Here is a 20648-nt window from a genome sequence, read left to right on the forward strand (position 1 = left end):
TGACAATGGCTGATAAATTCGCGATCATCACCGGCGCCTCGACGGGCATCGGCTTCGAACTGGCGACCCTGGCGGCGAAGGACGGCTACGACATACTGGTCGTAGCCGACGAGGCGTTGATCGACGCCGCCGCGCAGGACTTCAAGCAGTTCGGCACCGATGTTCAGTCGCTCCAGGCCGACCTCTCGACGATCGAAGGCGTCGACCAGTTGCTTGCGGCCACGAACGGCCGGACGATCGATCTGGTCTGCGCGAATGCCGGGCGCGGGCTCGGCAAGGCGTTCCTCGACCAAGATCTGGCCGAGTGGCGCAAGGTCGTCGACACCAACGTGATCGGCACGGCGTATCTATTGCAGAAAACCCTGCCGCCGATGGTTGCGCGAAACGCAGGCAAGGTGCTCGTGACCGGATCGATCGCAGGCTACATCCCCGGTGCGTTCCAGGCCGTGTATAACGGTACGAAGAGCTTCGTCGACAGCTTCGTCGCGGCGATCCAGAACGAGATCAAGGATGCGGACGGCGTCACACTCACCAACCTGATGCCCGGCCCGGTCGATACCGAATTCTTCGACCGTGCGCACATGATGGACACCGATGTCGGGACCGATCCCAAGAAAAGCGATCCCGCGGACGTGGCGAAGGACGGCTGGGACGCGCTGATGTCCGGCAAGGCGGCGGTCGTCTCGGGCTGGAAGAACAAGGTCCAGTCGGCGATCGCCAACGTCACGCCCAACGCCGTGCTCGCCGAGATGCACCGCAAGATGGCCGAGCCCGGCACCGCGAACGATTGAACGACAGTTTCAACAGGAGAGAGAAGACCATGACACGATTTCTGACTGCCGCCGCGCTGATCGCGCTGCCAATCGCTGCCGTCTCCGCACAGGCGCCGATGCCCGCATCGACCTATGTGATGAAGGCCGGTGCCGGCGACCTGTACGAGAAGACGTCGAGCCAGATCCTGCTCGAGACGACCACCAATCCGAAGCTCAAGAGCTTCGCGCAGATGATGATCACCGATCACACCAAGAGCACCGAGGACGTGAAAGCCGCGGCGATGGCGGCGCATGTAAAGGTCGCACCGCCCAAGCTCGATCCGATGGGTGCCAAGAACGTCGCTGCACTTCGCGCGGCGAAGGGCACGGCGCGCGACCGGCTGTACGTGACGCAGCAGAAGGCGGCGCATGCCAAGGCGTTGACGTTGCAGCAGGGCTATGCCGACAAGGGCACCGTGGCGGGCCTGAAGACTGTTGCAGCCGGGATCGTACCGGTCGTCCAGTCGCACATCACCGAACTGCAGACGATGTAATCATACGGCGTCCTATCGACGGCGGATTACAGACGGCGCTCGCTTCACAAAGCGGGCGCCGTTCTGCATTCGGAACTCCTAATCGTCTGGAAAGCCATCCCCGGCCCCGCTAGGTCAGCGCCATGGAAACCGATATCGCCATCGCTCGCAGCGTCGCCCTGCGCCCTATCGCCGCCATCGCCGAGAGCCTGCACATTCCCGACGACGCGATCGAACCTTACGGCCGGTACAAGGCGAAGATCTCGCTCGAATGGCTGAACGCACCCAAGTCTTCAGCGAACGGCAAGCTCATCCTCGTCACCGCGATCAACCCGACCCCGGCAGGCGAGGGCAAGACCACGACCTCGATCGGGCTCGCCGATGCGCTCCGCCATACCGGGCGCAAGGCCGTCCTTGCCCTTCGCGAGCCCTCGCTCGGGCCCTGTTTCGGCACCAAGGGCGGCGCTACGGGCGGCGGTCGTGCGCAGGTCGCGCCGATGGAGGACATCAACCTCCACTTCACCGGCGATTTCCACGCAATCACCGCGGCGCATAACCTGCTCGCGGCGATGATCGACAATCACATTCACTGGGGCAACGCGCTCCAGATCGACGTGCGGCGCGTGGTCTGGCGGCGCGTGCTCGACATGAACGACCGGGCGCTGCGCGATATCGTCCAGTCGATCGGTGGCATCGCCAACGGCTATCCGCGCAGAATCGGGTTTCGACATCACGGTCGCGTCGGAGGTGATGGCGATCCTGTGCCTCGCCGACGGGCTCGCGGACATGGAGCGACGGCTGGGCGATATCGTCGTCGCCTATACGCGCGACCGCACGCCGATCACCGCGCGCGACCTGAAGGCGGACGGCGCGATGGCGGTGCTGCTGGCGGAGGCGATCAAGCCGAACCTCGTCCAGTCGTTGGAGGGGACGCCAGCGTTCCTCCACGGCGGGCCGTTCGCCAACATCGCGCATGGTTGCAACTCGGTGATCGCGACACGGGCAGCGCTGTCGCTCGGCGACTACGTGGTGACCGAGGCGGGCTTCGGCGCGGATCTCGGCGCGGAAAAGTTCTTCGACATCAAATGCCGCCAGGCGGGGCTGGCCCCCGACGCGGTCGTGATTGTCGCGACCGCCCGTGCGCTGAAGATGAACGGTGGCGTCGCCAAGGCCGATCTGGGGCGTGAGGACGTCGACGCGGTCCGCCGCGGCGCGGTCAATCTCGTGCGGCATATCGAGAACATCCGCCAGTTCGGCGTGCCTGCGGTCGTCGCGATCAATCATTTCTACACCGACAGCGACGCGGAGATCGCCGCGATCGTCGAGGCCGCCGCACACCACGGCTCGCGCGCGATCCTCTGCCGGCATTGGGCCGAGGGTGGCGCCGGCGCGGTCGAACTGGCCGATGCGGTCGCCGAGCTTTGCGACGGGCACGGGGGCGGGTTCGCGCCGATCTACGGCGACGAGCTGTCGCTGTTCGACAAGATCGATACCGTGGCACGCCGCATCTACCGCGCCGAGCACGCCGTCGCCGAGCCGAGCGTGCTGGCGCAGTTGAAGCGCTGGGAGGATGCGGGCTACGGCCATCTGCCCGTCTGCCTTGCCAAGACGCAATACAGCTTCTCGACGGACCCTGCCCTGCTTGGCGCGCCGACCGGGCACATCGTGCCGGTGCGTGAAGTCCGGCTCGCGGCGGGTGCCGGGTTCGTGGTCGCGATTTGCGGGGAGATCATGACGATGCCGGGCCTGCCGCGCGTGCCGGCCGCCGAGGCGATCCGGTTGAATGACGATGGGCTGATCGAAGGGCTGTTCTAAGTCTCAATCCTCCCCCGCCAGGGGGAGGATTGCATGATTGCTACCCGAACATCCGCTTCATCGACCGCTCGAGCATCACGAACTGCCACAACGTGCGACCGTGCTCAGCACGCCCCATCCGGTGCTCGTCGGCGATCCGCGCGATCGTCGCCATGTCGAACCACCCCGTCTCGCCTAGCGTGCGCGACTTGGCGAGCGCCGACGCTTCCCCCGCCAGCGCACCACGGAACCAAGCGCTGATCGGCGTCACGAAGCCCATCTTTTGGCGATAGAGGATGTCGCGCGGCAGATACGGCTCCATCGCTTTCTTCATCAGCCATTTGCCCTCGCCGTGCCGCAACCGCATGGTCGCCGGCAGCGTCGCGCAGAACTCGATCAGGCGGTGGTCGAGCAGCGGTTCGCGCGCTTCGAGGCCGACCGCCATGCTGGTCCGGTCGACCTTGGTCAGGATGTCGCCGGGCAGCCAATGCTTGACGTCGGCATATTGCGCGCGGTCGATCGCGTCGCGCGCGGGCGCGTTCGCCATCGTCGCGACATAGCGGTCCTCGGCGCGGTACCCGCCGAGCTTCGCGCGAGCGCCGGCGTTGAACAACTGCGCGCGGAGTTCGGGTGTGGTGACGCCGACCGATCGGGCATAAGCCTCGCCGCCACCTTGTGCGAGCGCAAGCAGCGTCGACTTTGCGCGAAGCGGCCGCGGCGCCCAGTCGGCCTTCGGATACCAGCGGCCGAGCGTCCCGAAGACGTCGGCGCGGAGATGCGACGGCAGCAAGCCGCGGATGCGCTCCTCGACCGACTGAAACTTGTAGCGCCGATATCCGGCCAGCGCTTCATCCGCGCCGTCTCCAGACAGCGCGACGGTAACGCTCTCGCGGGCGAGTGCGCAGACCTGGTAGGTGGCGAGCGCGGAGGCGTCCGCAAAGGGCTCGTCGAAACTCGCGACCAGCGTGTCGATCAGTCCGAAATCGCCCGACTCGACGACGCGCTCGCGGTGATCGGTGGCGAAGCGGCGCGCGACGGTGTCGGCATAGCTGCGTTCGTCATGCCCGGCCTCGTCGAACCCGATCGTGCAGGTGCGGACCGCCTTGGGGCTCGCCTCGGCCATCAACGCGACGACCGCGGAGCTGTCCACCCCGCCCGACAGGAACGCACCCAGCGGCACGTCGGCGACCATCCGCGACCGCACGCCCGCACGCATCCGGTCGACCAGTTCCTCGCCTAGCGCCTTGGCAGAGCTGGTCGCGCGGTTGGAGAAATCGATGTCCCACCATTTGCGCGGCTGCGGCACTGACTTGCCACGCTCGACCAGCAGGAAATGCCCAGCCGCGAGCTTCTTGACGCCCGCGACCATGCAGGAGTCATCGGGGACGTACCCGAACGCCAGGTAGTCCTCGACCGCGCCCAGATCGGGTACTCGGCGGAGTTGTGGATGCGCGAGCAGACCCTTCAATTCGGACGCGAACGCCAGCGACCCGTCCGCCAGTTCGACATAGTGGAGCGGCTTCACGCCCATCCGGTCGCGCGCGAGGAACAGCGTGTGCGCAGCGGTATCGTGGATCGCGAAGGCGAACATGCCGTTCAGCCGGTCGAGCATCGACGGCCCCCCAGGCGCGCCACGCGTGCAGCAGGACTTCGGTATCGCCGGACGTCCGGAAAATCGCGCCCTTGGCGGCCAGTTCGTCGCGCAGTTCGGCGAAGTTATAGACCTCGCCATTGTAGGTGATCGTCAGGCTGCCATCGGACATCGGCTGCGGCGAGCCTTCGAGGTCGATGATCGACAGCCGGCGATGGCCGAGACCGACGCCGGGCGCAGTCCAGATGCCGTCGCCGTCGGGGCCGCGATGCGACAGCGCCGCGATCATCGCGTGGACGCGGTTCGGGTCGACCGGCTTGGGCGTGCCGGGGTGGAAGATCCCGGCGATGCCGCACATCTAGCGCATCCCCGCGGCGTGATCGGCGACCGGTGCGATCGGTCCGAGCGCGGCCAGGAAGCGCGCGATCGGACGCGCATCGGCGCCCTCGACCGACAGGTGGATCGCCACCGCGCGTTGCGGCCCCCCGAGCAACCGCGCCTTCATCGTCTCGATCTTCACCAGCGTTTCGTCCTGCGTGGTCGTGTCGCCGACCCGGTACCACGTCGCGACGATCCGCTCTACGGGTCCGGGTGCCGTGATCCGCATGACGCTGCCGCCTTCGATATCCGGCAAATCGGCGACGCGGACCCAGCGATCTTCCTCGCGCAACACGCCGGTCCCGTAGGCGATCAGTTCCTTGCCCTCTTGCTGGCTGCCGAACACCGCGACGCTCATGTCGACCAGCGCACCGGTCGCGTCGGCGTAGCGGCCGAACAGATAATGGTCTGCGCCGGGGTAATAGGGCGTCCACGGCGCGCGCGTGCTAACGGGAACGCGATGCCAGCCGGGGATCTCGGGAAGGTCGATATGCGCGGGGGAGTGGCTGCGCGCGGCTGGCGATCGCTGCGCTCCACGCCGGGAACGCTGCAACCGTGGCTAAGGCTAACGCCGTCGCGATGGCAAGATCGGTCCGGTGACGGGGTGTGACCTGGAGCTTCGCCGGATCGAACGCGGAATCATCCGGTGCGCGGTCGAACCAGCGCCAGCCGATCGCCAACACGCCTGCCATGACCAGCGCGAAGAACACCCAGCCATAGACGATATGATCGATCCCCGTCGCCGCCTCGACCGAGGTGAGGTCCGCCGCCCAGATCGTGCCGAACGCGCGAAAGCCGTTGGCGATGACCGGCACCACGACCGAGACCACGAGGAACACCGTGCGGCGCTGCCACGTCACGAAACAGAGGTTGGCGACGAGCACGCCGAACGCGACCATCGCGATGACGAACTTTGAGCCCGAACAGGCCTCGGCCACCTCGAAATAATAGCGCCCGGCGTGGATCAGCACGCCGTCGACCACCGCGGGCACGCCAACGAAATGCAGCAGCGGCATGACGATCGCGACCGTCACGGTCTGCAGCGGCGGTTCGAGACCCTCGCCGAACGGTACGAGGAAGAACGCGTAGGCGAGCGGGAAGAGCAACCCTCGCGCGACGTTGGGGCCGAGGATCGTCACGACCGCACCTTGCAGCATCATGATGAGCCCCAACTGGCGCGCGAACCCGACCGAAGCTGCATCGCCCATCAGCCAGCCGAACCCGCCGATCGCGACGAGTGCTAGGCCGGGCCACCAACCGGTCGGGGTCAATTGCGCCAGCTCGGCGCGGCGTTGCCAGACGAGCCATGCGATTACCGGGCCGATGAAGAGGCAGTGGCCGAAGGTAGTGCTGGTCCACCAGATATGCGCGAGATCGGCGACGTCGCTTCGGAACGTCAGGAGTATCAGCACCGCGACGACCGCGAGCGCGATGCCGTGACGACGCCATGCGGTCATGCCGGGAGGCCGAGCAGCGCGTCGAGCGGCGCGAGGCGGGCGTCCCAGCCGTAGCGGCGGATGACTTGCGCGCGGGCGGACTGGCCGAGCGTTGCCGCGGTGTCTGGCGCTTCGAGCAGGTCGCAGATACGGTCCGCAAACGCCTGCGCGGTCGCGGCAATCCGGATCGTGCCGGCATGATCGATGCCCTCGGCCGCGGCCGTCGAGGCGACGACGGGGCGCGACATCGCCAATGCCTCGAGCACCTTGTTCTGGATGCCGCGCGCGAGTTTCAGCGGGGCGACGCAGACGTCCGCAGCCGCCAGCCAGCCACGGACGTCGTCGACCGCGCCGGTGACGGTGACGTGATCGCTCGCGAGCGCCTGGACGGCGACGGTCGGCGCGCGGCCGACGATCGCGAAGTGGGCGGGGTGGCGCTGGCGGACGAGCGGGAGGATGTCGCGCGCGAACCACGTCACCGCGTCGATGTTGGGCCGGTAGTCCATCTGGCCCGTGAAGACGATCAACGCTTCTGCCCCCCTCCCTGGAAGGGAGGGGTTGGGGTGGGTCGGCCTGCTTGGGTTACGCCCGGTTGCGCCTGGGAAGCCGACCCACCCCCGGCCCCCTCCCTTTCAGGGGAGGGGGGAAGATCGGCGGGCGTCTCTGGCTGCCGGATCGAACTTCGCCGAGTCGATCCCGTTCTCGACCGCAATGATCCGCCCGGTCGCTCCACCCTCCCGGAACAACCCAGCTTCAGCCTCGCTGACGAACAGGCTGGCCGACACCCTGCTCGCCACCTCGCGCTCGAACATACCGAGCAGCCGAGCCTCGCGGCGCATTATCCAACGCATCGGGCCTCGCGCATCGTCAGCAAAACCAGCGAACTTGGCGGAGTCGACGTCGACGAAATCCATCACGACCGGCGGACCGCCAACCGGCAGATACTGCGCCATCTGACCCGAGAAGCAGTAGACGGTACTTATTCCGGGCAAAACGCGATCGACGGCATCCTGCATCGCGGCGCTCGCAAAGGCGGTCAACGAAACCGGCTTACCGGTCGCGAGCGCCTCGATCGCGGCACGCTTCTGCGACTTCCGACGGGGCAAGATCGTGCAACTCGCCAGCATATCGGTGAATACCGCCGGCGGATCGAAGTCCGCCTCGTCGTCGGCAAACGCCACCAGATGCACCGGCGTTCGCTTCGCCAGATACTGGAGGACATGGAAACTGCGGATCTTGTCGCCACGGTCGGGCGGAAAGGGGACGCGGTGCGCGAGGAAGAGCAGGCTCACCCCAGGCCTCGGGAAATCCACGGTCCTGCTGCGTTGGCCGCCCATAGCGGAAGCTTCTTCCACGTCCGCACCATCAGCGCGTATTTCGGGTTCAGCGGGTTCACCTCGCGCGCCGGACCGTTGCTGCGCTTGGCATAGAGCCGCGGTTCGGGCGTGAAGCCCCAGTTCTTCTTGAACGCCGCCGCCCCGGTGCCGGTCTTCGAACGGCCGAAATCGAACCGCGTGCAGCCCCGCGCGCGCGCATGCGCCATCAGCGCGAAATACATCCGGTCGTTGGCGCGCAATCCGCGCGCGGCTTCAGTCCCGCCGCCCCAATAGGGATAGACCGTGCCGTCGAAATACAGGCTCAAGACGCTGGCGACCGCGCGGCCTTTGTGTCGAACGGTGAGAACATCGGCATCCATCACGCTCGCAACGCTGCGGAAAAGCTTGGCGGGAAAAACCGGTGTGCCGAGATTGCGAACCGACTCCGCATAAACCTGATAGTGCTCGGCAAGCAGTTTCCGATCATTGCCGATGACGATCTCAAGGTCGAAGCCGAGCGCACGGCGGACTTCGGCGCGCTGCTTTCGGGGAATCGCGAGCAGTTCCGCATCGTCGTCCGCGGCTAGATCTCGAACGAAGCCGAGATAGCTGGTGTCATCGCTATCCCAGCCGATCGGTGCAGGACCGCCGCGCAATTCTATCGAAGGGCAGCCGATCCGCAGCGCAAGGTTCCAAGCCCCCCGCCGACAGCGCTTCGACCGCGTCACCCAAAGCGCCGCCATCTACGCCAAACCCGGTCGACACCAGCGCACGCCCGAACAGCGGCGAGCGCATCTCGGTCAACGGCAGCACGCCGTCGATCGCGCCTCCGCTCTCCGAAACCAGATAGTGCGCGCGCTGGCCGCAACCGTCCTGCACCGCGAGGCTCCAGGCGGGCAGATGAAACGGCGTGGCACCGTCGCTAGCCTCGACGAACGCCGTGATCCGCGCGCACTCGACCGTATCGCGAAGGTCGACTTCACGCACACCGACAGGCATCGGAGCGGTCACGCCAGCCGGGCCGCTTCGCGTGCGACGACCGTATCGACACGGCCCCATGCGTGGCGCCCGAGCAACCCACGCAGCTTGCCGGCCATCGCGCCGAGGCGCGAATAATGGCGGATCTTCGAACGCATCGGTGCCGCGTCGACCCGAGGCTGCGACGGATCGATCTCCCACGGGTGAAAGTAGAACATCGCCGGGCGGTCTTCGCGATTGACCTGGCGCACCGCGAGATCGGTGATCGCCGCCGGAAGCAGCCGGAAGAATCCGCCGCCCGTCGCCAGCTTGCGCTCGCCGAACTTGGCGACCGTCACTGGGACTTCGATCAAGGCGCTGTCCGCGAGCGGCTTGAACCCGTAGCGCGGCGCATCGAGCCAGCCGTAATGATCGTGCTTCACTGGAGCGACGCTGGAGGAATAGGCATAGCCTGCCTCGGCAAGTTCGACGTGCGCCCAAGGCGTCCGCTGATCGATCGAGAAGCTCGGCGCGCGATACCCCGTGACCCTCGTCCCCGCCGCGTCCTCGATCGCAGTCCGAGCACGTGCGAGGTCGGCGCGAAACACGTCCGGCGTCATGGTAAAGACGCGTTGGTGGTCCCAGCCGTGACTGGCAACCTCATGTCCGGCGTTGACGATGCGGCGGATCAGGGCGGGGTAGCGGTGGGCTACCCAGCCTAAAGTGAAGAACGTTGCCTTCGTGTCGCGCTCGGCAAATAGGGCCAGGACCGCGTCGGTGTTGGCCTCGACGCGCGGCTGGAGCGAGTCCCAGTCGGCCTTGTCGATCACCTTCTCGAACGCGCCGACCTGGAACCAGTCCTCAACATCGACCGACATGCCATTGAGAACAGGCATTTCAGGCAGCATCGTGCCAAGCGGCCACACCGCGGACGGGCGCGTATTCCGGCTTGGTATCGTCGCCCTCGACCCAGTCGACCAGCAGCGTCAGCACGCGACGTAGCGCCTTGTCCTGCATGTCCACCCGCGCCTCGAGTTCAGCGAGCCGCTCCTCGACCGCAGGATCGGCGATAGGCGTGTCGACACGCGGCGTGGAGACGGGTTCGCGCGGTTCGTGCGCGTTATGCGCACCTTTTCCCCGGTCCTGCGCGATCATTGGCAGGTCGCCCTCAAGGTCACGTTGCACCGCCCGCACCGTATCGCCGTCGATCACCGTGAGGTCGTCGATCGCCGCATGGAGCATCACGCGCCCCGCAAGCTGGTTCAAACGACGCGGCACACCAGCCGACCCGTTGAAGAACGCCGCGAACGCATCCTCGGTAAAGTCGGGATTCCCCGTCCAGCCGACCACCGTCAGGCGGTGCGCGAGATACTCGGAGACCTCATGCTCCTCCATCGGATCGAGATGGTGGATCGCGATCACGCGCTGGCGGAGCTGTTCGAGACGCTCCGAGCCGTGGAGGCGGTCGCGGAACTCGGGCTGGCCGAGCAGGACGATCTGCAGCAGCGCGTGGCCGCCGGCCTGGAAGTTCGACAGCATCCGCAGTTCTTCGAGCGCATCGACGGGCAAGGCCTGCGCCTCGTCGACGATCAGCAGCGTCCGCTTGCCGGTGCGCGCGACCGCGTGCAGCCCGCGCTCGATCGCGGTGAGAAGCTCGGCCTTGCTCAGCCCGGCCGGATCGACGTGCAGGTCGGTGGCGACGATCCGCAGCAGGTCGTCCGCCTCGATCGCGGTCGAGACGAGCTTGATCGCGTTCAGGCGCTGTAGGTCGATCGTGTCCATCAGGTGACCGACGAGCGTCGTCTTGCCCGCGCCGATATCGCCAGTGATGACGATGAAGCCCTCGCCCTGCGCCAGACCATAGCCGAGATACGCCATCGCCTTGCGGTGGGTGGCGGTCTCGAACCAGAATTTGGGATCGGGGGTGAGCTGGAAAGGCCGACCCGTCAGTCCATAATGTTGATCGTACATAAGCTGCTCGCCTTCAGAACTGGTACCGCGCACCGATCAGCGCCTGCGCCGACCAGTCGCTGTCGAGGTCGCCGACCTTGAAGCTGTAAAGCCCGAGCGACGCGGTGGTGCCGAGACGCCCGAAATTGTGAAAATATGTCCCCGTCCCGCCGTAAGACCACACGCCGGTATCGCCGGTGATGTCGTCGACGCCGCTGTCGTAATAATTGACGAACAGGTCGGCGTTGACGCCGGAAACCGGGGTCAGCCTGCGCGTGTAGAAGAGCTGGCCGTAATAGCTTTCGTCATCGAGACCCGCGACGACCAAGCCGGGCGCGAGCCGCGGCGCATAGAGCTTGCGATTGGCGTAGCCGATGCCCGCGCCCCAGGTGGAGCGCCCGCGCGTGGCGGAGATCACGCCGTCGATCCCGCGTGCGCGGTAGCTGGCGGTCGAGATCGACTGGAACACGTCGTTGAGGCAGCCGCCGGGTTGCGCACCGGTGGAGCCGAACACGCAGCCATTGAACTGCTGGCCAAAACCCTGCTGGTTGCCGCTCAGGAAGCTGGTCGGCAAATTGCCGATACCGGTCCGGAGCTGACGGCCGAAGGTCTGCACGCCGTCATACACGTTGACCGCGAGGCCGACGGAGTCCGATGCCTGATAGGTCGCTGTGCCGGTGTAGCTGAGCGATCCGTAGCGGCGCCCGACATGCCCCTCCACCGAGGTCCGGCGATTGGGCCGCCAGACGACACCGGCGTCATAATAGATGCCGTCGGTGCGATAGGCGACGCGGCGCGGCGATGCCTCGTTGGTGACGAAGCGACCGTCGCGATCGAGTACGGGCGTGCCGGTCGCGTCGACGACCGGATCCTTCTGGCTCGTCTCGATCTTCTCGTAACCGACGCCGGCGGTGAGCGCGACATAGGGCGAGATCGGCTGGAGTATGTCGCCGCGGCCGTAATAGCCCTCGTAACGCTGCTTCAACTGGCTGGCGGTCTCGCGGTCGTAAGCACCGCTGACCGTGAGCCCGAACGGCGCGATCGCACCGGGGCGCACCGAGGCGCTGGCGGTCACGGTGTTGCCGATCGAGATCGTCGTAATAATCGAGCCGCTGCCCACCCAGGCCGGCATCGCCGAACGTCGGCGTGTCGACCTTGGTATAGCCGAGCCGGTAGTTCGCGTTCAGCGTCACCGGGCCGGCGTTGCTGGTGAAGCTGGGGCCGGCATAGACCGAATAGATCTGACTGACGTTGCTGACATTGCCGACGAGGACGCCCGGCGCCGCGCCGCGGATATCCGAGCGCGACCGGGTGGCGATACCGGCGGCCTCAAGCGTGAGGTTCGGCGTGACGCGGGCATCGACGCGCGCGAGGCCCGAATGGATATCGTCGTCGCCGAGACGATCGCCCCAGCCGAATCGATGCTCGTACCGATAGCTGACTTGGCCCGAGATACGCTGGGTCTGGACCGCCGCGTCGACGCCGGCGGCGAGGCTGGTATAGGTCAGCACATCGCCACCGTTGAGATCGGCGGACAGCGTCTGGTTTGCCTCGACATACGGATTGATCGTGATGCGGCGCGACGATTGCGCGGGCTGCGTCGGCAGATCGGCCTGCGCGACGACCGGCGTGGCGGGCAGTGCGGCGAGCACGCAACCGCCGGCGATCAACGCCAGCTTCAGGGCCATACGCCTAGTGTGCAGTGTCCGCATCACGCCGCATGTCCGTAATAGCTACCGAAGCGTGCGCCGCCCTGGACGAACGACACGGCATTCAGCACGAGCTGGATATGCTCGCACCCGTCGAGCAGGTTCACTGCCGCCCGCAGTTCGTTCTCGGGGGTGTGGTCGGCGCGGACGACGAGCATCACCTGCCCTACCCGCATCGCCAGCACCGATGCCGGCGACGCCGCCAGCGCAGGGGGTGAATCGAAGATCACGACACGGCGCGGATTGGCCTCGAGCAGGCGCGCGATCACCGACTTGGTCCGCGCGCTGGCGAGCAGTTCGGTATCCATGCTGGTCTTGGACCCGGCAGGCAGGATCGAGAGATGCGGCACGTCGGTCTGGATGACGAGATCCTCGACGTCGATCCGGGTATCGCCCAGCGCATCGAGCAGTCCGGGGCCATCGGTGAGGCCGAGCTGCGCGACGACATCGGGCTTTGCGACGTCGGCATCGACCAGCAGCACTTCGGTGTCACGCTCGGCGGCGATCGAGAGCGCGAGGTTGATCGCGCAGAACGTCTTGCCGTCGCCGGGGCGCGCCGAGCAGACCAGGATCATGCGCGCCTTGTCGGCGCTCCCGCTCTCCGCGATACGCGCCCCGGTGATCAGCAACTGCCGCTTGATCAGGCGGAACTCCTCGGCAAGCGGGCCGACGGGCGCACCGGGGACGATCATGCCGTTCGCGGCCAGCATGCCGCGATCGATCCGCACGGTGTCGGATGCTTCGTCGGGTAGGTAGAATTCGTCGGGAAGCTCGTCACCGACCGGTGCGCGCAGTTCTTCCGGGATCGCTAGGAAGGTGGGGTCGACGAATTCGTGCGGCGGCTCGGCCTCGGATACCGGCGCAGACGCCGCAACAGGCGTTTCTTCGACCTGCGTTTCGAGCTTCGGCGACTCGGTTTCCGGCACCTCGACGACGGGGGGACCACGGGCGCGACCGGGGGCGCGACCGGGGGCGCAACCGGGGGGCGCGTCGACCTGCGGCGGAGTCGGCACAACGGTACCGCGCAGCCGGGCGTGCGCGTTGAAATCATACACCTTGGCCGCTCGTTCGAGCAGCGAGGGTTCGCGATCAGGCTTCGTCACGGTCATCCCCCCTATGCCGCCAGTCCGCGCTGGAGGATCTCTACCCCCAGCAACAAGACATAGGCGACGCCCAGTGCGGCCGTACCGCCCAGGAACATCTTCAACTTGTGCCGACGCTGGCCGGATTGCACGCGCGTCACCACTTCGCCGATCGACCCGATCACCGGCATGCCCGCCGCCTTTTCGAGCCGCGCGGTCGTTGCGAACGTGGATCGCAGCTGCCCCATCGCAAAGGCCGCGCCGATCCCCGCCGCGAGTCCCGCGATCAGAACCCCCCGTGAGTAGCAGCAATCTGTTCGGCGCGCTCGGCTTGCTCGGCATCGTCGGCGGATCGATCACGCTGAACTTTACGTGATCGCTCTGCGACTGCGCCTGGCCGACGATCGCGGTCTGTTCGCGCTGTTTGAGCAGCGCGTCGTACTGGTCCTTCAGCACCTGATAATCGCGATCGATCGAGCCCTGTTCGGCGGCGACTTCCGGATCGCCCGACAGCTTCGAATTGAGCAGGTCGAGGTCGCCCTGCAACTGGCTCCGCCGCATCCGCAGCGAGGCGACGGTGGCGGTGCGATCCGCGACCATCGACTGGAGCGACGCGTAGAGCGGGTTCTGCGCGCTGCCCCCTGCACTGCCGCCTGACAGCGGCTCGCTGCGCGCGGCCGCGGTGGCCGATGCGAGCTGGCTCTTCAGCGCGATCACGTCGGGGTGGTTCTCGGTATAGCCGCGCGCGCGAGCGTCGGCGAGCTGACCCTGGATCGCCTGGAGCCGTGCGCGCGCCGGCCCGGCCGCGCCAGCGACGCCCCCCCGTCCCCGCGACCGTTGCCGGCGTCCCGGCCATCTGGCCCTGGACCGCGGCGAGGCTGGACTGCGCGGCGGCGAGATCGCCGTCGACTTGCGACATCTGCGACCGCGCGGCGCTGATCCGGTCGCTGACCGAACCCGTGCCGGGCAGAGCGCCGAGATAGCGGTTCTGGAAGTCGGCGCGCTTGGCCTCGGCATCGGCGAGCTGCTTCTGGCGCGAGGCAAGCTGCTGGTCGAGGAAGGTCAGGCTCTGCGTCGTCTTCGAGCGATCGCCGGCGAGGTTCTGCTCGACGAACAGGTCGATCAGCTTCTGCGTGATCTGGCGTGCGAGCTTCGGGGTCGCGGCGCTCGTCGTGATCTGGAACAGATTATCCTGTTGCGACACGATCTTGATGTTCGGGGCCAGCGCCGCGACTCGGTCGGCGACGTCGCGGTCGCTCGACACGGTGTTCGCGAGATCGGTGCCGCGCACGACCTTTTCGAGGTTTACCGCGGAGATCAGCGTCGTGCGGATCGTGTCGACCGTCATCGGCGCGACCTGTGGCACGCCGTCCATGCCCGAGGGCAGGATCGTCTGCATCTGCACGAAGACGCGCGCGGTCGAATCGTAGCGGCTCGGGATCTGCGACACGACCAGCCAACCGAGCACGCACACGCCCCACGCCACCGCCAGCGCCAGCCAGCGCCGCGTCCAGATCGCATGGAGCGCGATCCGCACCTCGTCATAGATCCCGTTCATCCCGATCGCCTCAGAACATCGATTCGGGGATGATGATCACGTCGCCCGGCGCGAGCCGGACGTTGGCCGACGAATCGCCCTTCTTCAGCAAATTGTTGATCTGCAACCCGAACTCGGTCTGCTTGCCGGTCGCGCGATCGTAGCGCACCAGCCGCGCCTTGTTGCCCGCCGCATATTGGCTGAGCCCGCCGACCGCGATCATCGCATCGAGCAACGTCATGTTGGCGCGGTACGGGATCGACGCGGGCTTCTCGGTCGCGCCGACGATGCGGACCTGCTGGCTGTAGGTGCCGCTGAAATTCTCGACGATCACCGAGACGATCGGGTCCTTGATATAGGCCCCGAGCGCCTTCTTGATGTCGTCGCTGAGCATCGCGGGCGTCTTGCCGACCGCGGGCAGGTCGTTGATCAGCGGCGTCGTGATCCGGCCGTCGGGACGCACCTGTACCTTCGACGACAGCTCGGGATTGCGCCAGACGAAGATGTTGAGCTGATCGAGCGGGCCGATCACATATTCCTCGCCCGGCAATTCCTGCTTCGCGACGAACGAGGCGGGCGGCAGTGCGGGCGGCGTGCTGCCGGTCGTGCACGCGCCGAGCGTGGTCGCGGCGAGGCCTAGGGTCAGCAGGGATTTCGATACAGATCCGGAACGCATGGGTAACTTTCTCCTGGCGCCGCGCCGTCCATCGGTTGCCCGACGGGCGGCTAACTCAGCCTTCGCTATGCAAGTAACAGGTGAAGATAGCGTTAGGAGCGCCCCGTAACCATGCCCCGCCAAGGCACTGCAACTGCGCCTTATATACCAGAAACGATCTCGGACGCCGGTGGATGCCCGAGAAACGCAGTCGGGCTGGCGCTCGCCCCGTAGGCGCCGGCCATGAAGATCGCGATGAGGTCGCCGACGTGGACGGGGGGCAGCGCGACCTTGTCGCCGAGCCGGTCGAGCGGGGTGCAGAGCGGGCCGACGACGGAGACGGTTTCGGCCGGGGCGTGGCCCATCCGCGCGGCGACCGCGATCGGGTAGTTGCGGCGAACGACGGTGCCGAAATTACCGCTGGCGGCGAGCTGGTGGTTGAGGCCGCCGTCGACGACGACGAAGGTCTCGCCCTGGCTTTGCTTTATGTCGATGACGCGGGTGAGGTAGACGCCGGCTTCGGCCACGAGCCAGCGACCGAGTTCGATCGCGAATCGTGTTTCGGCGAGGATCGCGGGGCGGGATGCGAGCGCTTCGGCCAGCGCCTCGCCGACCCGTTCGATGTCGAGCGCCGCGTCGCTGGCGAAATACGGCACGCCGAAACCGCCGCCGAGGTTGACGAGCGGGGGGCGACGCCGGCCTCCTCTGCCAATCGCGCCGCGAGTGCGATCGTCGCGGCCTGCGTCTCGATGATCGCTCCGGCATCGAGCGCTTGGCTGCCGGCGTAGATATGGAACCCGCGCCAGTCCGCGCCCGCTGCGACGATCGCCTTTACGAGCGCTGCCGCCCGCACCGCGTCGACCCCGAACGGCGAGGCGCGACCGCCCATCCGCATGCCCGGAGCCGCGGAGCTCGATGTCGGGGTTTACGCGGACCGCCATGCGCGGTGTTTGCCCGAGGCGGTCGCCGATCGCGAACGCCCGCGCCGCCTCGCCTTCCGATTCGACGTTGAGCGTGGCGCCGGCGGTGATCGCGGCGGAGAGTTCGTCGTCGCGCTTGCCGGGACCTGCGAAACTGATCGAGGCGGCGGGTTTGACGATCATAGCCTTCGCGAGTTCACCCGAGGAAGCGACGTCGAGCCCGTCGACCAGCGGCGCGATCGCGGTCAGCAGGTCGGCGTGCGGATTGGCCTTGATGGCGTAATGGAGGTCGATCGCCGGCATCGCCGCACGAAACCGCGCGATGCGGGCAACGACGATCGCCATGTCGTACACGAACAGCGGCGTGTCGGCAGTGCGCGCGGCCCAGTTGTCGGCCGTCCGTCCGCCGATCTTCAGCAGGCCATTTTGCTGTGCGAACTCCAGAGGAAGAGCACCCATCGGCTTCATGACGCGCTCCCCTCCATGTTCCCCCGCGAAGGCGGGGGCCCAGACTGGACTCCCGCTTCCGCGGGAGAACAAGCTTTTACCTCCGACGCGATGGCAGACCGGTCCAGCTTCCCATTGGCATTGCGCGGTAATTCGTCCCGCCAAAGGTATATCCCCGGCTGCATGAAGCTTGGCAAAGTTGTCCGCAGTCGCAACCGCAACGCCGGCTCCTCGCTCGCATCCCCGGCCAGCATCACGACGATCGCCTGCCCCAGCCGCTCGTCCGGCACACCGATCGCGACTGCCTCGCGCGCCTCGCCGCCTGCCAGCACCGCCTCCTCGATTTCGAGCGGACTGATACGGTTGCCTGCGCTCTTGATCATCTCGTCATCGCGACCGACGAATCGGAGCAGACCGTCCTCGCCCTCGACGACGGTATCCCCGGACCAGACCGCCATACCGTTACCATCGGGCGCCGGCCGGAACCGCTGCGCCGTCCGCGCTTCGTCCTGCCAATAGCCTTGCGCTACGAGTGGGCCCGCATGCACGAGTTCCCCCGCCGCCCCCGGCGCAGCGCGCGTGCCGTCGGGCTTCACCACTGAGACCTCGGCAAACGGAATAGCCCGCCCCATCGCATCGGGATGCGTATCGATCAGCGCCGGGTCGAGATAGGTCGACCGGAACGCCTCGGTCAGCCCGTACATTGCATACACTTCCGCCGTCGGGAACCGCTCGCGCAGGCCCTGCACGAGTCGCGGCGTCAGCGCGCCGCCCGAGTTAGTCAGGCGCTTCAGCCGCGCGGCGGTTTCCACCGGCCACTCTGCTTCCAGTAGCTGAACCCACAAGGGCGGCACACCTGCCAGCGTCGTCGCCTCGACCCGCTCGACCGCCTTCACCACGTCGCGTGCGACGAGGTAGTCGAGCGGCGCTATCGACGCGCCGGCTGCCCATGTGGAGAATAGCTGATTCTGGCCGTAGTCGAACGACAAGGGGAGTACGCCGAGCACGCGGTCTTCAGGCGTCAGCTTCAGATAGTGCGCGACGGAGATCGCGCCGAGCCACAGGTTGGCGTGGCTTAGCATCACGCCTTTCGGGCGGCCGGTGGAGCCGGACGTGTAGAGGATCGCGGCCAGGGTATCGGGATCGGCGTCGGAGGGACCCAACATTCCGTTCCCTCGCAAAGGCAGGGGGCCAGGAATCACTGGCGTCGCGCTCTGCAATCCTGGGCCCCCGCGTTCGCGGGGGAACGAGAGTAGCTCCGTCTCGTCCACGATCGCGCAGCCGTCCGGTACGTCGCCATCGTCTAGCGTCCCGGCCCTCGCGCTTTGGGTCACCAGTAAGCGAGCGCCGCCGTCCCCCAGAATATGCGCGACCTGCGCTCGCCGGAGCAGTGGGTTGACCGGGACATGCACCAGCCCTGCTCGCGCCGTCGCGAGCGGCATCAGGCAGGCGATGCGCGTCTTCGGTAGCCACGTCGCGACGCGGTCGCCCGCCGACAGCCCCCGGGCAGCGAGCCACCCCGCCAGTGCACAGACCCCCTGCCTCAAGCTCGGCAAACGTCATCGTGCCCGCCTTGTCGACCAGCGCGACGGCATCCGGCGCACCACGCAGCGCGATGTGGTCGATGGGGTACGGCTTGGGGTCGAGCGCGATCATGCGCCCCTAATAGCGCCAAGCCCCGTTAGCGCGAACCCGTTGCCGAATTCACCCCCCACACGCTAGCGGAGCCGGGTTCCTAACCGTTCAGGCGATGCTCGTGATCTTCGAAGGCACTTCCCAAGTCGAAACGACGGTACGCGCCGTCCTCGCCGATATTCTCGGCCTCAGCGCCGATCGCGTCGCCGCGTTCACCGCCGACACACCGCTGTTCGGCGCGCTGCCCGAACTCGATTCGATGGCGGTGGCGAGCGTGCTGACCGAACTCGAGGACCGCCTCGGTATCCTCATCGAGGACGACGAGATCGACGGCGAGATGCTCGAGACGTTCGGCGCGCTCGTCCAGTTTGCCGCGAGCAAGGCACTGGTCTAGCCTTAACGGGCGGTCTAGCCTCACCCGTGATGACCGCCCTGCGCTTCGATACCTATGACTGGAGCGGTGGCCGCGAAGCGATGCTGCGGTTCGGCCCCGATACGGGCCCTGTCGTTATCGCCGCCCTCCCGCTGTTCGAAGAAGCGAATCGGACCCGCCAGTTCCTCGTCACGATTTTACGCAAACTTGCTGATCATGGGATCGGCAGCGTGCTTCCCGATCTGCCCGGCACCGGCGAGAGCATCGTCGTCACCGGCGAAGCGCGGCTCCGCGACCAGCGGACAGCCTATACCGAGCTTGCTCAGCGACTTGGCCGGAACACTTACGGCATTTCGATAAGAAGCGGTGCGCTCTTCGATACCGACGCGGCGCTTGCCGGCCGGTGGCAGCTATCCGCGCAAACCGGCGAAGATCTGTTGCGCGAGTTGGATCGCACGCGAACGACGTCCCGGTCCGCTCCCGCTAACGAAACCGAGTATGCGGGCAACACGCTGTCCCGCGAAATGTTGGCCGACCTACGCGACGCCACACCCTATGCTGGAGATGGCCGCCTGCGAGGTGTCAGGCTCGAATCCGATCCGCGGGACGCAGACGTGAAATATGCAGCATCGCCCCTGTGGCGCCGCTCAGAGCCAGACAACGATACCGCGCTGGCTCAGATACTTGCCGACGACATCTCACACTGGATCGCATCGTGCGAAAGCTGATCGCGTTCGCTTGCGAAGGCGAAAGCCTTGCAGCAACGCTGGACGAGGCAGAGGGGTCTACAGGACTGCTCGTCGTGTCCGGCGGCAATGAGATTCGCAGCGGCGCCCATCGCGGCATGGCGATGCTGGCGCATCGACTGGCCGCCGCTGGCATACCCGTGTTCCGTTACGACCGCCGCGGCGTTGGCGATTCGACGGGCGACAATGAGGGCTTCCTCAGCGCCGAACCTGACCTGATCGCAGCCGCCGCCGCGTTCCGCCGCGCGGCACCCAGAGTCACTCGACTGGTCGGCTTCGGCAATTGCGACGCGGCCAGCACGCTTGCGCTGTTCGGACGATCGGCGGGGATCGACCGGATCATCGTCGCCAACCCCTGGGTCGTGCAACCGATCGACGACCTGCCCCCCGCCGACGCGATCCGGGCCCGCTATCAGAGCGCGCTTCGCGACCCCGCGACGTGGCGGCGTGCGCTGGAAGGAAAGGTCAGGTTTACCAAGCTTCTCAGAGGCTTGAAAAGGATTGTGACCGCCAAGGCTGAAGAGCGTGCTTCACTAACGACTAACGTCTTGGCCGCACTTGACGGCTGGCACGACGACGCCGCCATCGTCCTTGCGACGGCCGACGCGACCGCGATCGCCTTTGCCGCACGGTACCGCGGTGGCGCGCAAGTGAAGCGGTTCGACACGGCGTCACATAGCTTTGCCGGGGCGGAGAACGCCGCAGCGCTCCACGCCGCGATCGTCGACGGGATCGAGCAGGAGTAGCTACTCTGGTCCTGATGAACGCAGGACCAGCGCCATAACCGCTATCGTTTGGAAACCTGGATCCTGACTTTCGTCAGGATGACGATGACGA

13 protein-coding genes and 6 pseudogenes are annotated in these 20648 nt (G+C 66.7%); 6 read left to right on the plus strand and 13 right to left on the minus strand.

The window, feature by feature from the left end; genetic code table 11:
- Window positions 1–5 precede the first annotated feature (5 nt).
- The 3 genes and pseudogenes from NHF48_RS06680 to NHF48_RS06690 all read left to right on the plus strand — a co-directional run bounded on the left by NHF48_RS06680 (window position 6) and on the right by NHF48_RS06690 (window position 3100).
- A complete protein-coding gene (locus tag NHF48_RS06680; RefSeq protein ID WP_253070625.1) occupies window positions 6–791 on the plus strand; it encodes an SDR family NAD(P)-dependent oxidoreductase in 786 nt (261 codons plus the stop codon).
- Between the two features lie 29 nt (window positions 792–820).
- Window positions 821–1306 carry a DUF4142 domain-containing protein gene (locus tag NHF48_RS06685; protein WP_253070626.1) on the plus strand — a complete coding sequence of 162 codons (486 nt, stop codon included), beginning with the start codon at window positions 821–823 and terminating at the stop codon, window positions 1304–1306.
- 122 nt (window positions 1307–1428) lie between these two features.
- Window positions 1429–3100, plus strand: a pseudogene (locus NHF48_RS06690) (formate--tetrahydrofolate ligase).
- 40 nt (window positions 3101–3140) lie between these two features.
- On the opposite strand, the pseudogene NHF48_RS06695 reads toward NHF48_RS06690, so the two are convergent.
- The 13 genes and pseudogenes from NHF48_RS06695 to NHF48_RS06755 all read right to left on the minus strand — a co-directional run.
- Window positions 3141–5028 (minus strand): annotated as a pseudogene (locus NHF48_RS06695) (XrtA/PEP-CTERM system amidotransferase).
- Window positions 5029–5601, minus strand: a complete 573-nt coding sequence (locus NHF48_RS06700; protein ID WP_253070627.1) for an exosortase C-terminal domain/associated protein EpsI — start codon at window positions 5599–5601, stop codon at window positions 5029–5031.
- Entirely contained in the window at window positions 5495–6505 is a 1011-nt protein-coding gene (xrtA, locus tag NHF48_RS06705) for an exosortase A (RefSeq protein ID WP_253070628.1), read from the minus strand. The genes NHF48_RS06700 and xrtA overlap by 107 nt, the downstream gene beginning before the upstream one ends.
- Window positions 6502–7821, minus strand: a pseudogene (locus NHF48_RS06710) (glycosyltransferase). The gene xrtA and the pseudogene NHF48_RS06710 overlap by 4 nt, the downstream one beginning before the upstream one ends.
- Window positions 7773–8799: pseudogene (locus NHF48_RS06715) on the minus strand (FemAB family XrtA/PEP-CTERM system-associated protein). The pseudogenes NHF48_RS06710 and NHF48_RS06715 overlap by 49 nt, the downstream one beginning before the upstream one ends.
- A gap of 8 nt (window positions 8800–8807) precedes the next feature.
- Complete coding sequence (locus NHF48_RS06720; protein ID WP_263816779.1) at window positions 8808–9635, minus strand: XrtA system polysaccharide deacetylase; 828 nt, start codon at window positions 9633–9635, stop codon at window positions 8808–8810.
- Window positions 9636–9654: 19 nt separating this feature from the next.
- A complete protein-coding gene (locus NHF48_RS06725; protein WP_253070630.1) occupies window positions 9655–10728 on the minus strand; it encodes an ExeA family protein in 1074 nt (357 codons plus the stop codon).
- 13 nt (window positions 10729–10741) lie between these two features.
- The gene (locus NHF48_RS06730) at window positions 10742–11782 is read right to left on the minus strand and encodes a hypothetical protein (RefSeq protein ID WP_253070631.1); all 1041 of its coding nucleotides are present in this window, start codon (window positions 11780–11782) and stop codon (window positions 10742–10744) included.
- 636 nt (window positions 11783–12418) lie between these two features.
- Window positions 12419–13525 carry an AAA family ATPase gene (locus NHF48_RS06735; protein WP_253070632.1) on the minus strand — a complete coding sequence of 369 codons (1107 nt, stop codon included), beginning with the start codon at window positions 13523–13525 and terminating at the stop codon, window positions 12419–12421.
- 5 nt (window positions 13526–13530) lie between these two features.
- Window positions 13531–15056, minus strand: a pseudogene (locus tag NHF48_RS06740) (XrtA system polysaccharide chain length determinant).
- Between the two features lie 10 nt (window positions 15057–15066).
- Window positions 15067–15711, minus strand: a complete 645-nt coding sequence (locus NHF48_RS06745) for an XrtA/PEP-CTERM system exopolysaccharide export protein (RefSeq protein WP_056058093.1) — start codon at window positions 15709–15711, stop codon at window positions 15067–15069.
- Window positions 15712–15851: 140 nt separating this feature from the next.
- Complete coding sequence (locus tag NHF48_RS06750) at window positions 15852–17078, minus strand: pyridoxal-dependent decarboxylase, exosortase A system-associated (RefSeq protein WP_253070633.1); 1227 nt, start codon at window positions 17076–17078, stop codon at window positions 15852–15854.
- 77 nt (window positions 17079–17155) lie between these two features.
- Window positions 17156–18713, minus strand: a pseudogene (locus NHF48_RS06755) (acyl-CoA ligase (AMP-forming), exosortase A system-associated); the annotation flags it as partial.
- Window positions 18714–18807: 94 nt separating this feature from the next.
- Between NHF48_RS06755 and NHF48_RS06760 the strand changes: the two are divergent.
- The 3 genes from NHF48_RS06760 to NHF48_RS06770 are packed head-to-tail and all read left to right on the plus strand — an operon-like array spanning window position 18808 to window position 20557.
- Window positions 18808–19086, plus strand: coding sequence for an acyl carrier protein (locus tag NHF48_RS06760; RefSeq protein ID WP_093397165.1), 279 nt, complete (start codon window positions 18808–18810; stop codon window positions 19084–19086).
- Between the two features lie 29 nt (window positions 19087–19115).
- Window positions 19116–19793, plus strand: a complete 678-nt coding sequence (locus NHF48_RS06765) for a hypothetical protein (protein WP_253070634.1) — start codon at window positions 19116–19118, stop codon at window positions 19791–19793.
- Window positions 19781–20557: a hydrolase 1, exosortase A system-associated gene (locus NHF48_RS06770; protein WP_253070635.1), complete on the plus strand. Its 777-nt coding sequence runs from the start codon at window positions 19781–19783 to the stop codon at window positions 20555–20557. The genes NHF48_RS06765 and NHF48_RS06770 overlap by 13 nt, the downstream gene beginning before the upstream one ends.
- The last annotated feature ends 91 nt before the right edge of the window (window positions 20558–20648 follow it).

Source organism: Sphingomonas sp. H160509, assembly GCF_024124765.2.
Taxonomy (GTDB): domain Bacteria; phylum Pseudomonadota; class Alphaproteobacteria; order Sphingomonadales; family Sphingomonadaceae; genus Sphingomonas.